This window comes from Corynebacterium efficiens YS-314 (genome assembly GCF_000011305.1).
In the GTDB taxonomy this organism is placed as follows: domain Bacteria; phylum Actinomycetota; class Actinomycetes; order Mycobacteriales; family Mycobacteriaceae; genus Corynebacterium; species Corynebacterium efficiens.
Genome location: NC_004369.1, coordinates 345,663 through 362,164, shown reverse-complemented (window position 1 = coordinate 362,164; position 16,502 = coordinate 345,663). Strand labels below are relative to the sequence as shown.

The window sequence follows — 16,502 nt, the reverse complement described above, 5'->3', positions numbered from 1 at the left end:
CTGGGTGTCAGAGTTACCGTCAGAGTTTGCGGGAGGTGACACCCACAATGATCAGGCAGAGGACCGCCACGACAGTGCCGAAGCCCAGCATCTGCGGGTAGGTGAAGAATTCGCTGAGGCGGGTGAGCACCGCGGGGAAGATCATGCCGGTATACGTCAGGGCGTAGAAGATGCCGGTCAGGCCCGCGAGGTCGGTGGGGGTGGCGATGCGTTGGGTGTCGGCAAGCCCCATGAACATGCCCAGACCGTAGGCCAGACCCAGGATCACGCAAACAACCAACGCCCACCACGGATGCGGATTCATCGCGACCCACACCGAACCGGCCATGCCCAGCACCGTCACCGACATCGCCAGGATCGGGCCCCGGGTTCTGCTCTCCCCCATGATCTGCGGGCCGAACTGCTGGATGGTGAAACCGGATCCCAGGGTGACCAGTGCGATCAGGGCGGAATAGGCCACCGAGTACTCCACCATGTCGCGCAGCAGCGTGGGCAGGATGGCATAGGAGACGAAGGCCGCGCCGAACACCCACGGCGCCATGGGCACCACCACCAGCAAGAAGCGTTTATTCCTCACCGAGGGCACCAGGATGTCCGCCCAGAAGGACCCCTTGACCTTCAGGTGCGCGGACTGCCGGGTCTCCGGGGCGGTGAGAATCAGGGGCAGCAGAACCAGCGACAACACGATGTGCAGCAGGTAGGGCAACTGACCGGGCAGGGGCAGCCACTGTGCCATGACACCGGCCACGGCGGGGCCCAGCGCGAAACCACCGGTCAGGGACATTGATGCCCGGCGGGCGCCCTCGCTGGGTTTCACGCCGGGCTCGAAACGCGGGTGGGCCAGTTCCTTGATCCAGGACCCACCCACCGTCATGGCCATGCCCACCGAAATACCCGAGAGGGTGCGGCCGATCGCCATGAGTACACCCAGTTCCTCACCGGAGGCGATGAATGCCGAGCCCAGGGCTGCGATCAGCGGTGCGGGCAGCATGAGGGCACGCCGGCCGAAACGGTCGGACAGCGGCCCCGCGCCCAGCAGACCCACGGCCACGCCGATGGCGTAGCAGACCAGCATCATGTCGATGAACAGATCACTGAAGATGCCCTGTTCCCGGTAGAGCACCAGCAGCGGGGTGAACTCGTTTCCACCCCAGGCCACGGTGAACACCGACAATGCCACCGCCAGCCAGACCTGCCGTTGCCCACGCTTGTTCGCATTCATGATCGCTATGTTATGGATCACACCGCGTTTGTGAACAGGAAAGGCGGAACAACCGACAAACAGTACGGTCGTTCCGCCCTAAATAGGGGGTAATTTACTTAATCACCTGGCGTCAGTAGCCCCTCTTGATCCACTCCTCCAGGTGTGGAGCCTCGGCACCGACCGTGGTGTGGTCACCGTGGCCGGTGCGCACCGTGGTCTCGGCGGGAAGGTCCAGGATGGAGGTCTTCAGGGATTCGATGATGGTGTCGAAGGAGCTGTACTTGCGCCCCGTCGCACCGGGTCCGCCCTGGAAGAGGGTGTCTCCGGAGAACAGTTCAGCGGCCTCGGGGACGTAGAAGCTGCAGGAGCCCGGGGAGTGGCCGGGGGTGTTGAGCACGATGAGTTCGGTGCCGGCGATGTCGAAGCGTTGGCCGTCGACAAGCTCCTCGTGCTTGAGGTCCCCGTGGGTCTCCTCCCACAGCATCCGGTCGCCCGGGTGGACGAAGATGGGTGCGTCGAATTCGCGCGACAGCTCCGGGGCGACGGTGATGTGGTCATTGTGTGCGTGGGTGCACAGAATGCCCTTCACCTTGCGGCCACCCACCGCGTTCATGATGGGGGTGGCGTTGTGGGCGGCGTCGATGATGTACACCTCCTCGTTGTTGCCCACGATCCAGATGTTGTTGTCAACCTCCCACTCCCCGCCGTCGAGGGCGAAGATTCCGGAGGTAACGATGTTCTCTACTTTCAGACCGTCATGTGCCATGTCTACAACTCCACCACCGATCGCAGGACGTCGCCGGCCTTCATGGTGTTGAAGGCCTCCTCGACGTCATCGAGACCGATGCGCTCAGAAACGAACTTGTCCAATGGGAAACGGCCCTGCAGATGCAGTTCCACATAGGCCGGGAAATCACGTTCCGGCAGGCAGTCGCCGTACCAGGCCGGACGTAGGGAACCGCCACGACCGTAGAAGTCGATTGCGGGGATATCGATGTGGGAGGTCAGGTTCGGGACACCGACCATGACCATTCGACCGGCGTGGTCGCGGGAGTAGAAGGCCTGCTGCCAGGTCGGCATGATGCCCACGGCGTCGATGGTGACATCGGTGCCGAAACCGCCGGTCAACTCGCGGATCTTGGCCACCACCTCCGATTCCTCGCCCTCACCGGAGAGCCCGGAGGAGTTGATGACATCGGTGGCGCCGAATTCCCTGGCCCACTCGAGCTTGCGCTCGTCGATGTCCACGGCGATGATCTTCGACGCACCGGCCAGCTTCGCGCCGGCCACCGCAGCCATGCCCACGCCACCCAGGCCGAACACAGCCACGGACTCGCCGAGCTGGATGTCAGCGGTGTTGACGGCCGCGCCGAGACCGGCCATGATGCCACAGCCCAGCAGGCCGGCGGCGGCCGGATCCTCATCCGGGTTGACCTTGGTGCACTGGCCCTCATGCACCAGGGTCTTCTCAATAAACGCACCGATGCCCAGGGCCGGGCTCAGTTCGGTGCCATCCTCCAGGGTCATCTTCTTGGAGGCGTTGTGGGTGTTGAAGCAGTACTTCGGCTCACCCTTCTTACACGCACGACACTCGCCGCACACCGCACGCCAGTTGAGCACCACGAAATCACCGACCTCCACGTGGGTGACATTCTCACCCACCACGGAGACCACACCCGCGGCCTCATGGCCGAGCAGGTAGGGGAACTCGTCGGAGATATCACCGTCGCGGTAGGCCAGGTCGGTGTGGCAGACACCGCACGCCTGGATATCCACGATGACATCGTTGGCGCCGGGATCAGGAACAACAACGTTGACCTTCTCCACCGGCGCGCCCTTGGACCGGGCGATGATGCCGGGAACAGTAAAACTCATAGTCACTCCTCTGTAGTTTGCAGATGCTGTCACCACGAGGTTACCGATTCCCGGCGGCCGGGTCGCGGGCGAGAGCTGCTAGAAGGTCAGCCCATGCCCATAGGCGTACGCGACCCCGGTGGAATCGACATACACATAATCATCGCCCAGGAACTTACCCGGCACATCCCGCGGCGACTGGGCGATCACCTCAGCAGAGACCGGCACGGTCAGTGGCAGTTTGCCCTTCGGCCCGCCGCCCTCACCGGCAAGCGACGCCAGCATTAGCTCGGGCTTGATCTCGAAGGTGCCCACCACGGCAGCAGCCCCCGGTTCCAGTTCGGACAGGATCCACGGGTTGGTGAAGTTGACCGCCAGGATGGTCGGGGTGGCGGTCTGGATCTCGCGGACGTGGTCCACATCCACACCGTTGTCGCGGGGATCCACCGACAGGGACACACCCTCCAGGTCATCCTCGAACAGGGCGATCTCCGGGCGGGCCCAGACAAACGCCAGATCGGCCTCGGCCTCGTCAGCTACCAGCTCCACCTGCGGGAACACCTCCCCGAAGGCCTCCTCCAGCTGACGCTGCACCTGGTCGATCTTGGTGCGACCAGTCACCCAGGCGTACACCTTCAGGGCCTTGTCGCGGTCGAGGGGGAGCAGGGATGCGTCGTTACGCAAAAGGGTGACCGACTCGAGCTGCGCCTTACGGCCCATCGCCGCCACCTCCTCCGCGCCGATCGCGGCACCGTCGGTGACGTACGGGTTCTCGAACAGGCCGAGCTGGAAGATCTCGGTGACGGCCTCCAGCAGGCGCGCCGGGTTGGCCATGTCGGAGAAGATGGCGGTGCCGGCCCGCACGGCCGCCGCGAAGCGCTCGGGTTCAGAGAGCTTCTCGACGCCCCACATCATCGCATCAATCACCCCCGAATCGGAGTTGATGTAGCCCTCAAAGCCCATCTTCTCCCGCAGCAGATCCTGGAGGAAGGTGCGGTTGTAGGCGAACGCGACCTCCTCGAACTGCGTGGTCGGGTTGATCCACAGCTGCTCCTCCAGCTGCGGCGCGGAGTTGTTCATCGGGCGCGCGTAGTACGGCATGATCGAGGAACAACCCGCATCCACCGCAGCCTGGAATGGGGGCAGATGGTACTGGTAGAGCGCGTTTTCAGTGGGGTATTCATTGGTCTGACCCCAGGCGAAGTGCGGATCATGGCCATCCAGGCGCACGCCACCGCCGGGGAAGTGCTTGATGGTGGTGGCCACGGAGGTGCTGCTCAGCTCGGGACCCTGCATGCCGCGGACCACGGCGCCGATGTAGTCGGCGATGAGCTCCGGATCCCGCAGTGCCGCCAGCCCCAGCTCGCCCGGCCATTCGGAAAACACACCCGCGGATTCATTGACACCGAACTGCGCCACCAGTGCCACATGGTTGCGCGGGTTGGAGGTGAATACCACCGGGATACCCAGGCGGGAACGCTCAGCGACCTCCTGCACGGCATTGGTCCAGGTGGTCAGATCCTCAGGGCTGAGGTTGTCGCGGACGATGAGGTAACGCTGGTGTCGCTGGTTGATGGCCGCATCGGTGGCGGAGGTGACCAGCACCGGCTCGAGGAAGGGCACGCCCGTGATGGGGTTCTCGGTACGCCAGACATCCTCGTCATTAAGCAGCTGGCCCTCCTTCGGGTTGGGCAGGAACTTCGAATAGCCCGGGTGGTGGGAGCCGATGATCATCAGGCCCGCCTTCTCCTCCACGGTCATCCGGCCGACCAGATCGCGGGCGCGCTCTGAGGGGGTGAGTCGCCAATCTTCATAGGGTGAGAGCTGGCCGTCGCCGTCGAGGTCCTTGAATTTAAGGCCATCCACCTCGATGATTGTGGCGGCGCGGGTGCCCAGCTGGGACTGTGTGACATGCCGCGACATAATGGTAATCCCTTTCGACGTCTTCTCTCGAGGTTAACCGATTTTCCAACCCCCGGTAGGTGGGAAGTGTCACAAATGCTGCAGGTCCCAGTTGGTGGGCAGCGGTGCCGAGAATTCCCTGGTCATGCCATCCGGCATGGGCACCGTGAGCTCGGCGGCATGCAGGAACAGGTGGGTGGCGCGGGCGCGTGGATCCCCATATTTCCGATCGCCGATGATCGGATGGCCGGCGTGCCGGGCATGCACCCGGATCTGATGTTTACGCCCGGTGGTCAACCGCGCCTTCACCAACGTGGCCCGGTTGCCGAACCTCCGCTCCACCTCAAAGAAAGTCAGCGCGGACTGCCCGTCGGGATGGACCCGCACGGTGGTGTCGGTACGCTGCAGCGGGGCGTCGACCGCGGTGAGGTGGTCAGGCCAGCGCCCGCGCACCAACAGCGCGTATCGACGCGATAACGCCCGGTCATCCTCCCGTAGGAGCTGCTGGATATGCCGCAGCATGGCCGGGGTCTTGGCCACCATGAGCAACCCCGAGGTCTCATGGTCCAGACGGTGGGCCAGCTCCAGATCGGCTTCGCCCGGCCGGAGCTGTCTCAGTGCCTCGATGACTCCCCCGGCAACCCCCGTGCCGGTGTGCACCGCGATATCCGCAGGTTTATTCAGAACGATCAGGTCCGCATCCTCATGGATGATGCCGTTGTCGATCTGGTTCAGCAATTTTGTGGGCAGGGATGCCGGCGGTGGCAGGTTCTCCGGCAGGTCCATCTGCAGCATCTTCAACATATCCCCAGGCTGCGTGCGGTAATCAGGCTTGGCCTTGCGGCCATTCACCTTGATCTTCCCCGTGCGCAGCTGCCGGAAAATCAGGGAAGCGGGCACCCCCTTCAGGTGTGCCCGCAGATACTTATCCAGCCGTCGTCCCGCATGCGCCTCCGGGATCTCCACCTCCACGAAGGTGGGCTTAAGTTTCGTCTCCATGGCCATAGCACCTTACCAGGAATAAAATCCCAGCTGAAAAAGGAAAAATTCAGATGACTACGCAATGCGGCTGGTGCGCTGTTGACGAGCGAGGCTCACCTCCTCCCCCACCCTTGCCAGGACTTTCCGCCACTCCGCCTCACTGTTCAGGATGGTTGACGTGACCTCCAGAATGCTCCACCCCGCCCAACGCAGATCATTGGCCCGTTGCGCATCCCTGGCGCGTGCCTCCCGGTCGAAATGGTGCGCGCCCTGATATTCGATCCCCACCTTCAGGATCGGATCACCCAGATCCACAAAATAGAACCCCTCCCTCCCCCGCACCCTGATCTGGGGTTTCCACTCCTTGAAACCAGCGCGGTGGAGCCTCACCCTGACTATCGATTCCGGCCTCGACTCCGCCAACGGATTCACCAGGGCGGATATCCCCGCCGTGCGCGGATCCTTCCGAAGCCTGCCGAAGAGATCCAACTTCTGTCGCACCAGATGATCCAGGACTGCCACCTGCTCCTCGATTCTGGCCCCGTCACGGTAGCGACCCCAACTGTCGGGCCTGGCGAGGATATCCACCACCGCCTGAACCGCCGTTACGGTGCGCCTTCCGTTGATCATGTGGACATCTTCTTCCACCAGCCGCAGGATGGCGCCCCGATGGGCACGGATTGCCGGGGACGTCCGCGGAATCGAGATGATCGGCCTCCACCCGTCCAGGTTGAGGGTGAAGCCCATGTTGCTCAGAGCCGCAAAACCACGGAGCATCCCGTGGGGACACCGCATCAGGAGCGCCTCGGCGACCAGATCGGGATCATCGGCCTGGTCCCGGTGCAGGTAGATGGTGCCCGCCACCTTCCGGTAATACTTGGCGAAAGTCGGCCTGGACATCAATCCCGCGACCTCGCTGTATCGGACCGGACGGTGAATCACTGCTTTTTCCATACTCTGTAGGACTGCTCAAACCCCGCGCGGGTTCCCGGCGTTTTAAGGCGTTGAGGGTGGCCAGATGGCCTGGGACCTGGGTAGATGCCGTTCGATCGCTTACACGGCGATCTGGAGGCGCGACTTTTCCGGCGCCTGATTGCCGGGATTGCACAATTTCGACACACCGGGCCGCCGGCGCGGGGTCGGTGTCGAAAAAGTCGAACCGGCCACCCGCCAGAACACGAAAAATTCGACACAGCCGGCCCCGATTCGGCCAGCTGTGTCGAAAAAATCAAACTTTGCAGACGCCCACGCCGCGATTCTCCCTGGCTCCCGCGGGGATAGGTGTCCGTCAGACTGTCTGGAGCGCCATCCGGAAGTGGACGGGGGTTCTTTCCTCAATCATCTCCAGCGTGACGCCGGGAGCAGTTTCGATGAGAACCAAGCCCTCATCATCAACGTCGAAGACACCCAGATTGGTGATGATGCGGTCGACAACACCCCGTCCGGTCAGGGGGTAGGTGCATTCAGGTAGCACGCGGGGTGCTCCTTCGGGATCAAGATGCTCCATGAGGACGATCACCGTCTTGGCGCCCTCGACAAGGTCCATCGCCCCGCCCATGCCCCGGATCTTCTTACCCGGGATCGCCCAGTTCGCCAGATCACCGTTCTCACTGACCTGCAGGGACCCCAGAATCGCCTTGTCGATATGGCCACCACGGATCATGGCGAAACTCGCGGAGGAACCGAAGGTGGATCCGCCGGGCAGGATGGTGACGGAGTCTTTACCTGCGTTGATGATGTCCGGGTCAAGCTCATAGTAGTTCGGTGCCGGGCCCATCTTCATGATTCCGTTTTCACTCTGGAGGGTGACCCTGGTTCCAGCGGGGACGAAATCCGCGACCCGGGTGGGAAGACCGATGCCGAGGTTGACGTATTCACCGTCGTTAAGCTCCTGCGCGGCACGCACCGCCATCTCGTCTCGGTTCCACCCCATCTGGTTATGCGGATGTGTGGGTTGCACGACCTGCTCCCCGGATGCAGGTGGCAGGGCGCCGAACGGCTTGAAACTGCGCTGCTCAGGGGTCAGGGGCAGGACCCTGTCCACGTAGATTCCAGGCAGGTGGATCTCATCGTTTTTGAGTGATCCGGTGGGGACGATGTATTCGGCCTCCACGACAGTGACCGTGCCGCACATGGCTGCATCGGGATTGAAGTTCTGTCCGGAAGCCCGGAACACCAGGTTCCCCTCTGGATCAGCCTTGTACGCATGGATGAGGGAGAAATCCGCGGTGATGGCCTCTTCCAGAACATAATCCCTGGTGTCCCCGTTGCGGGTGAAGGTGCGGGTTTCTTTAGGGGATGACACCACGGTCACGTTGCCGTTCTCATCGTATTTGATGGGGATCCCACCCTGTGCCACCAGGGAGTTTGCCCCGGTTGGAGTGTAGAACGCGGGGATGCCCGCTCCCCCGGCGCGCATCCGTTCCGAGAGGCTGCCCTGGGGGATCAGCTCCAGTTCGATCTCCCCGGACAGGTACTGTGCCTCGAAGTTCTTGTTGTATCCGATGTGGGAACCGGCGAAACGGCGGATCCGTCGGCCCTGGATGAGTTTGGCGAGCCCGGAGATGCTGCCGTCGTCCCCTGTGCCACCCGGGTTGTTTGAGTACACGCTGAGGTTATGGGTACCGGAGTGATAGACGCCGTCGATAAGCGTAAAGGGAACACCGGCCGGGCCAAACCCGCCGACAGCGAGCACCATGCCGTCTTCGATGCCGGCGATGGCCTCGTCAACACTCTCAACAATTTTATTGACCATTGTCTGTTCAGAACCTTTCTTCTAGACCGTCTCGATGGCCAGGGCCATACCCTGGCCATAACCGACACACATGGTGGCGATACCGCGCCGCGCGGAGGATTTCTCCAGGCGGTTGAGCAGGGTGATGGAGATTCGCGCGCCACTGGACCCCAGGGGATGACCCAACGCGATCGCACCACCCCAGGAATTCACCTTGGCACTGTCCAGATCCAGCTCACGGATGCAGGCCAGGGACTGGGTGGCAAAGGCCTCGTTGAGTTCGATGGCATCCACGTCATCGAGCTTCCAGCCGGTCCGGTCCAGGAGTTTGTGGGTGGCCGGCACCGGGCCCATACCCATGATCTCCGGGGCCAGGCCGACAACAGTGGCTCCGGCAACCCGGGCACGGGGAGTGAGATTATGTTCCCTGATGGCCCATTCACTGGCGATGATGACAGCGGAGGCCCCGTCATTGAGTGAGGAGGAGTTACCGGCTGTGACCACCGAACCACCCTGGACAATTGGTTTGAGCCTCGCGAGCCCCTCCCGGGTGACCCCAGCGCGTGGCCCCTCATCGGTATCAACGATGGTGACCTTGCCTTTTCTATCAGTCACCTCGACGGCAGTGATCTCGGAGTTGAAGCATCCCGCCTGTAGGGCGGTCTGTGCACGCGACTGGGATTCGACGGCGAAGGCATCCGCATCCTCACGCGAGACATTCTTGACGCGCGCAACCTCCTCCGCGGTTTCCAGCATGGAGTAATTGACCCTCGGTGGGAACGCGGGGTTGACGAAGCGTGGGCCGATGGCGGTGTCCCAGATCGCGGTGGGTTTGGCGAAGGCACTTTCCGGTTTGGGCATGACCCAGGGGGCACGTGACATTGATTCCACACCACCGGCCACGATCAGATCCGCTTGGCCGGAGGCCACCAGGGCGGTGGCCATGGAAATGGAGGTCATGCCCGAGGCACACAGTCGGTTGACGGTCACACCGGCGACGGTATCCGGGTACCCTGCCCGCAACCACGCCAGGCGGGCGACATTACGACTGTCCTCACCTGCGCCGTTGGCGTTGCCAATGACTACATCATCGAAGGCTGCCGGATCAATTCCGGATCCCTCCACCACCGAACGGATGGTGTGCGCCATCAGATCATCGGGGCGGATGGAGGATAGTGCCCCACCATATCGGCCAACGGGGGTGCGGAGCGCGGAGATGATAAATGCATCAGACATTGAGGGTATTCCTACTTTCGTGAATGGGTGAACGCGGAGATGCCGGTGATGTCACGGCCGACGATGAGTGCCTGGATGGAGTCGGTTCCCTCGTAGGTGTACGAGACCTCCATGTCGGTCATGTGGCGCGCGATGTGGTTATTCAGGAGGAGACCGTTGCCGCCCATCATGTCGCGCGCCTCCCGGCAGATGGACAACGCATTCTTGGCGGTGGTCATCTTGGTCAGTGATGCCATCGGGGTGGAGAACTCACCACGTTCCTGTAGTTCCGCCATGCGGACGCACAGCAGTTGGTTCTCCACCACGTCGGCGAGCATGTGCGCCAATTTGGTCTGGACAAGCTGGTAGCTGGCGATGGGGGAACCGAACTGGTGACGCTGCAGGGCGTATTGAGCTGCCAGTTCGAAACCGGCCATGGCGTGCCCGGTTGATTCCCAGGCCACGCCCCCGCGGGTGGCGGCGAGGACGCGGTTGACGTCCTTGAATGAGTGGCAGTTGGTGAGCCTGTTCTCCTCCGGGATTCTCAGGTTGTCGATGACGATGTCGCCCTGCAGAATCGCCCGTTTGCCGGTCTTGCCGGTGATGACCTCGGCGCGGTACCCGGGTGGGTACTCGCCGTTACGCTGCTTTTCGACGACGAATGCCTTCACCTGCTGATCCGCCTCATCGCGTGCATACACAACGATGATGTCACCTGCATGCCCATTGCCGATCCACCGCTTGTGACCATTGAGCACCCAGGAATCGCCCTCTCGGCGCGCGGAGGTCTCCAAGGAGACCGAGTCGGAGCCATGGTTGGGTTCGGTGAGGGCGAAGGCACCGGTTTTCCTGAATTTCGCCATGTCCGGCAGCCACCGCCGGCGTTGTTCCTCGGAGCCGAGGATGTTGATCGAGCCCATGCTGAGCCCTGAGTGGACGCCGAAGAAGGTGCAGATGGAACCGTCGATACGCCCCAGTTCCCGACTGACGATTCCGTTTTCCAGGCGGCTCAACCCCGGGCAGCCGTATCCCTTGATCACGGTGCCGGCCAGTCCGAGACCGGCAAGCGGTTCGAGGATCTCATAGGGGAATTCCGCGCGCTCCCAGTAATCGTTGATGATCGGGAGGATATGTTCCTTTCCGAACGCCCGGACCTGGTCGCGGAGGACACGCTCCCCCTGCGTGAAATCGGCATCGAGCAGCAGGTAGTCGGCGTGTTCGACAACATCGGCGCTGAGTTGGCCAGTAGGCATGGGCATCTCCGTGTGGATGGTGGTTGAGGAGGGAAGAGATCTAGGTTGCGGAGGCGTAGGTGTACCAACCCTGGCCACTTTTACGGCCGAACCTTCCGGCGTCGTAGAGCTTTTTCAGCTCCGGGTTGGGCAGTGACTCCGGGTCCCCGGTCTGCTCGTACTCGGCCAGGCGGATCATGTAGGCGACGTCGATGCCGACCAGATCCATCAGCTCGAAGGGCCCCATTGGATGGCCGAGAGCTGATTTCGCCGCGATATCAATGTCCTCGAAGGAGACCACCCCGTCGGAGTAGAGCTGCAGGGCCTCCTTACGCAGTGCCGCCAGAAGACGGTTGGCCACGAAACCCGGTATTTCCTTGTGCACGTGGATGACCTGCTTACCCATGGCCTCGGCCAGTGCCGCGGTGATAGCCACGGTGTCCTGGGACGTGCCTGGATGAGCCACGACCTCCACGGCCTTCATGACCAGCACTGGATTGAAGAAGTGCATGTTGCACACCTTCTCCGGGCGGGAAGTGGCATCGGCGATCCTGGAGGAGACGATATTCGAGGAGTTCGTCGCCAGGATCGCATGGGGCGGGGCGATCTGATCGAGCGCTGCGAACAGTTTTCTTTTGATGCTCAGATCCTCCACGGCCGCCTCGATCACGAAATCGGTCCCGGCGACGACAGCATCCCGGTCGGTGGAGAAATCGAGGCGAGTGAAGGCTTCATCCACCTCGGACTGGGTGCGACGACCCTTCTCAACATCGCGCGCCATCCGCGATTCAAGCTGTTCCCGGGCCCGCTGCAGGGCATCCTCGGCGATGTCGATGATGGTGGTTTCGAACCCCGACAAGGCTGCCACCATACCGATCTGGGACCCCATGGTTCCCGAACCGATAACGGTGATGTGGTTGACAGATGTGAGTGCTGACATGGGTTGTCCTCTTTTCTGGTGGTGTGTTAACGGTCGTGGCGAACAGACTGGAAATCAGCAGGGCGCTTTTCGACGAAAGCCTCAGTCCCCTCCTGTTTCTCCGGGGAGGCAAAGAGCACCGACTGGGCCAGGCGCTCAAGCAGGATGCCCGTCTCGTGGTCGACCCGGCCGCCACGGATGAGCAGCTGGCGGATGAGTGACACTGCTAGCGGCCCTTTACGGCGGATACGCTGAGCGACCTTGTGCGCCGTGGGGAGCAGATCCTCCGGTTCGACGAGGTAGGTAATGAGGTTGGAGGCACGGGCTTCCTCCGCCTCGATACGCCGGCCGGTGATGATCATGTCGGCGGCCAGGCCCCGCCCGACGATGTTCGGGAGCCGCTGGGTTCCCCCTGCTGAGGGAAGAATCCCGAGGCCCGCCTCAGGCAGTGCAAACTGGGCATTGGTTGACCCCACCCGGATATCACATGCGAGGGCGAGTTCATTGCCGCCGCCGAAGGCGTAACCGTTGACCGCGGCGACCAGCGGTTTGGAGAAGGAACCCAGACGGTCATAGGTGCGCTGCATATAGGCCTCAAGCCCATCCAGGGGACCCCGCTTCGCCAGCTCCTTGATGTCGGCACCGGCCACGAAGGCCTTATCCCCTGCGCCGGTGATGATGACAACATCAATGGACTCATCGATGTCAATGACGTCGAGGTGCTCGTTGAGACGATCGATCACCGAGCGGTTCATGGCATTCATCGCCTCTGGACGGTTGATCGTCAACTGCGCCACGCCATCGGTATCGTCGCGGATAATCAGGTCAGTGGTCATGGTGGTGGTTCCTTTCCTAGACTGTCTGGGGTTGTGGTTGTAGCTGGGTATCAGCGGGGGCTTTCGCGGTGGCCGGTGCTTTCCTGCCGGCGATGAACTTCTCCACGACCATGACCGCCACGACAATGCTGACACCCGCGAGGGTGATGGGAAGCTGCGGGAGGAAGATCATGGAACCACCGACCGCGAGCAGGGCCCGCGAGATGAGGGTTGGTTTGACCTCCACGAACTGGATCCATCCGGAGAAGGCTGCCGCGATGGCAAACACCGCGACGATGGAGAATGCACCGGCAATCAGGACTTCGGTGAGCGGTGCCTGGGCGACCAACGCCGGGTTGAGTGCAAAGCCGAAGGGGACAATGTATTTCACTGCCCCCAGCCTCATGGCCTCCACCGATGTCCCCATCGGTGAGGCCTTTGAGATGCCGGCGGCGGCGAATGCCGCCAGGCCGACCGGCGGGGTGATGTAGGAGACGGATGCCCAGTAGATGATGAACAGGTGGGCCGCATATACATTGACATCCAGGGCGATCAGCGCGGGGACCATGACGATGGCCAGGAAGACATAGGCCGCCGAGATGGTCAGCCCCATACCCAGGATGAAGCAGGCGATCGCGCCGGTGATGAGGATCAGGATGACGTTGTCTCCGACCAGGGCGATCAGGTCGCGGGAGATCGACAATGCCACGCCGGTGGCGGTCAGGCCGCCGAGGATGAGGCCGACGCCGGCGATCGTGGCGAAGAGCTTGCCCAGCGTGACACCCAGGTCGACCATGACCTCGTAGATCTCCTGGATGCCGAACTTCTGTCGGGGGCTCACCACACCGATGAGGATGAGGGCGAGGACAACCCAGAATGGGACCTGGGCCTCAGAGGGGGTGGTCAGAAGCAACACGGTGAGCAGGCCGAATGCCAGGATGTACGGCCATCCGTTGATCAGGGTGGTGACGAAACGAGGCAGCTCTGATCGGGGGGTGCCGGCCAGACCCTTCAGTGCGGCGTAACCATCGATCTGGAGGAAGATGCCGAGGAAGTAGAGGATGGCGGGAATCGTCGCCGCGATGATGACCTGGGTGTAGGGAACGCCCGCGAAGGACACCATGAGGAAGGCTGCAGCACCCATGATCGGCGGGGTGATGGAACCGCCGGAGGAGGCGGTGGCCTCCACTGCACCTGCGGTTTTGGGGGTGAAACCGTTCTTGATCATGGCGGGAATCGTCATGGGCCCGGTGGTCAGGACATTCGACACCGCAGAACCGGACATCATGCCCATGGCCGCGGAACTGCCGATAGAGACCTTGGCTGTGCCACCGCGGTAGCGGCCGAAGATCGACATCGATAGATCATTGAAGAACGTCGCCCCGCCCGTGTGTTGGAGGACAACACCAAAGGCCAGGAAACCGACGAGAATGGTCGCTGCGGTCTGGAGCGGGAGCCCGAGGATGGAATCCGATCCCATGGCGTGCATCTGGGCGAGCGTGTTCAGGTCATAGTTGATCCCCTGCAGCACGGTAACCGGGATATCACCCGCAACCAATGGGTAGAGGGAAACAAGGAGTGCCAGGCCAGCGACAATGAGACCAGCTGCACGGCGGAGCGCTTCTAGAATCAGAATCCAGTAGAAGTAGCTCATGATGGTTGCGTAGCCGGGTGCCACCATCGCCCATCCGAAGACGGTGATGTCATGGGAGTGTAGGGCAAACCAGATTGAGACACCGATGAAGGCGGCCACTAGGGCGACGTCGTAGAGCGGGATACCCTCTTTCTGGTTGGTGATCCGCTTGGAGATCGGGACGGTGACGAAGACGACGGGAACGAAGCAGGCCGCGATCAGATACAGAAACGCGTTTGTCTGCAGAGCAATACCAAATGCATTCAGGTAGAAGACCTGGTTGATCGTTCCCCCGATCCCGATGGCGGCGAGAATGGCAACCATCGCCCGCCAGAAGGGCGTGAGGCGTGGGTTCTTCTCAACGGGAATGGGGGGCGCTCCGGGCAGTATCTTTTCACAAGACTTCTGGTCGTGGTCAACGATGGTGGATGACATATGTTCACTCGTTTCCTATCCTGTGGTGCTCATGGCGGGCAGCTGGGGAAGGTTCTCCTGTTTCCAGTTCCGCCAGGCGGTGGAGGGGTCCTCGGATTTCTTATTCTGAGCCCAGAAATTGGGCCATTCATTCTGCATGCGGGATTCCCGTTCAATCAGCGCGTTCTGACGACGATCAAGAGCCGGGGTCCACAGGTTGTTCTCCTCGAGAAGTCGAACCACTCCGGGATGGAAGGGGACCATCAGTGGTTCCAGGATGATCTTGTCCATGGCGAAGTACTGGGCATCCGGGGTGGCGTCCTTGTAATCGTCGAAATGTTTATGCATCAGGCTGGTGATCGCATAGACCTCCTCCGGTGGGACATCGGATCGGGTCAGCATCGCCAGGGACAGTTCCATGACATCGACCGACTCCCCCGGTTCCAGACCAACCGCCCCTGTTGTCGATCCGACGCGGGCGAGAGGAACCAGCTCGTCCCAGGTGCGTTGCTGCTCGGGTGTGTCGATGGACAATTCCAGCCACCGGATCGGGTCGCGGGTCTGTAACTCCTCGATGCTGGCACCGACGGTGTTGGAGTAGATCCCGTCGAGGTGCCCGGTTTTCAATGCCTCCGTCTGCTCGGAGTAGGCGATGGGAACCAGGGTGACATCATCGAGTGTCAGGTCGCCCATCTGCACAATGGCATCGATCTTCCGGTTGGTGGGTTCCATACCCAGGAGATAGGGAAGACGCTTGCCTCGCAGGTCCTTGACGGTGTTGATGCCGGAGTCCTTAAGCACGGCCATGCCATAGCTTCCCGGTGGGGTCCACAGCTGTCGGACCGGTTGTGGTCCCCATGCCTCGGAGGTGAACTCGTAATCCCCCTCGAAGGAGTAATAGGACTCGTCGCCGACGCGCGCATAGTTGGCGATACCGGAGACCAGCGGGGCCATGCGACCGATGCCCGTGTCACCGGTCATCAGTCGAACCTGGGCCCCAGAGCGGGTGGTGATTGTCGAGGCCAGCGCAGCGACGTCATTATAGGTACCGGTACCAACCGGATAGGTGGTCCACACCATGCGATGAGGGAGGCCGGGGACGCGGGACTGCGCTGGCTGTCCGCATGCTGCGAGAACACCGGCCGCGCCCGCCAGGGTTAATCCCTGCAAGAATTGACGCCGGTTGATAGTAAAAGCCATATCGCTTCCTTCAATTGTGAGGTTCAGTCGACCAAAAGGTGATGCGGCTTATTGTGGGCCAAAAGTGTGGCGCAGGACATATTCAGGGACAATTATTACTGAACGGGGATCAATAAAAATCGGGCCGAGCATAAATTCACCAAACACCCAGTTCGGCATGTTGATTACTTTCACCGCCACTACCGGAATGGGGGTGCACGACGCTGCCCAGACGGGAAATTAGGAAGAAATTCCCCACCTGAAGCCAACGTGGTCCGACCAGGAACCCCTAACGTCCCCCCCCAGGCACGGAATCCCCCACTTCGCCCATGGGGTAAAACTCCAAGCCCGCCACACCCCAAAAGTCAACACCGCCTCCCACCAGCACTTTTACATACCCCCAACCGTATAACTTGATAC

At 61.8% G+C, this 16,502-nt stretch carries 13 protein-coding genes; all 13 read right to left on the bottom strand.

Going from position 1 to position 16,502, the window contains the following annotated elements; genetic code table 11:
- Positions 1-19: 19 nt before the first annotated feature.
- The gene (locus tag CE_RS01910; RefSeq protein WP_143758397.1) at positions 20-1,222 is read right to left on the bottom strand and encodes an MFS transporter; all 1,203 of its coding nucleotides are present in this window, start codon (positions 1,220-1,222) and stop codon (positions 20-22) included.
- A gap of 112 nt (positions 1,223-1,334) precedes the next feature.
- The gene (locus CE_RS01905; RefSeq protein WP_006770183.1) at positions 1,335-1,970 is read right to left on the bottom strand and encodes an MBL fold metallo-hydrolase; all 636 of its coding nucleotides are present in this window, start codon (positions 1,968-1,970) and stop codon (positions 1,335-1,337) included.
- Between the two features lie 2 nt (positions 1,971-1,972).
- A complete protein-coding gene (locus CE_RS01900; RefSeq protein WP_006770184.1) occupies positions 1,973-3,079 on the bottom strand; it encodes an S-(hydroxymethyl)mycothiol dehydrogenase in 1,107 nt (368 codons plus the stop codon).
- A gap of 78 nt (positions 3,080-3,157) precedes the next feature.
- Positions 3,158-4,981, bottom strand: coding sequence for a glycoside hydrolase family 3 N-terminal domain-containing protein (locus CE_RS01895; protein WP_006770185.1), 1,824 nt, complete (start codon positions 4,979-4,981; stop codon positions 3,158-3,160).
- Between the two features lie 69 nt (positions 4,982-5,050).
- Positions 5,051-5,959, bottom strand: a complete 909-nt coding sequence (locus CE_RS01890; RefSeq protein WP_231295168.1) for an RluA family pseudouridine synthase — start codon at positions 5,957-5,959, stop codon at positions 5,051-5,053.
- Positions 5,960-6,016: 57 nt separating this feature from the next.
- Positions 6,017-6,841: an endonuclease domain-containing protein gene (locus tag CE_RS01885; protein WP_231295169.1), complete on the bottom strand. Its 825-nt coding sequence runs from the start codon at positions 6,839-6,841 to the stop codon at positions 6,017-6,019.
- Positions 6,842-7,229: 388 nt separating this feature from the next.
- The gene (locus CE_RS01880; RefSeq protein WP_006770189.1) at positions 7,230-8,696 is read right to left on the bottom strand and encodes a 3-oxoacid CoA-transferase subunit B; all 1,467 of its coding nucleotides are present in this window, start codon (positions 8,694-8,696) and stop codon (positions 7,230-7,232) included.
- A gap of 21 nt (positions 8,697-8,717) precedes the next feature.
- A complete protein-coding gene (locus tag CE_RS01875; protein ID WP_006770190.1) occupies positions 8,718-9,911 on the bottom strand; it encodes a thiolase family protein in 1,194 nt (397 codons plus the stop codon).
- Positions 9,912-9,922: 11 nt separating this feature from the next.
- Positions 9,923-11,149: an acyl-CoA dehydrogenase family protein gene (locus tag CE_RS01870; protein WP_006770191.1), complete on the bottom strand. Its 1,227-nt coding sequence runs from the start codon at positions 11,147-11,149 to the stop codon at positions 9,923-9,925.
- 34 nt (positions 11,150-11,183) lie between these two features.
- Positions 11,184-12,062 carry a 3-hydroxyacyl-CoA dehydrogenase family protein gene (locus CE_RS01865; RefSeq protein WP_011074927.1) on the bottom strand — a complete coding sequence of 293 codons (879 nt, stop codon included), beginning with the start codon at positions 12,060-12,062 and terminating at the stop codon, positions 11,184-11,186.
- A 26-nt stretch (positions 12,063-12,088) separates the two neighbouring features.
- The gene (locus CE_RS01860) at positions 12,089-12,877 is read right to left on the bottom strand and encodes an enoyl-CoA hydratase/isomerase family protein (protein ID WP_006770193.1); all 789 of its coding nucleotides are present in this window, start codon (positions 12,875-12,877) and stop codon (positions 12,089-12,091) included.
- A gap of 16 nt (positions 12,878-12,893) precedes the next feature.
- Entirely contained in the window at positions 12,894-14,924 is a 2,031-nt protein-coding gene (locus tag CE_RS01855; protein ID WP_006770194.1) for a TRAP transporter fused permease subunit, read from the bottom strand.
- Between the two features lie 15 nt (positions 14,925-14,939).
- Positions 14,940-16,103 carry a TAXI family TRAP transporter solute-binding subunit gene (locus CE_RS01850; protein ID WP_011074926.1) on the bottom strand — a complete coding sequence of 388 codons (1,164 nt, stop codon included), beginning with the start codon at positions 16,101-16,103 and terminating at the stop codon, positions 14,940-14,942.
- Positions 16,104-16,502 lie beyond the last annotated feature (399 nt).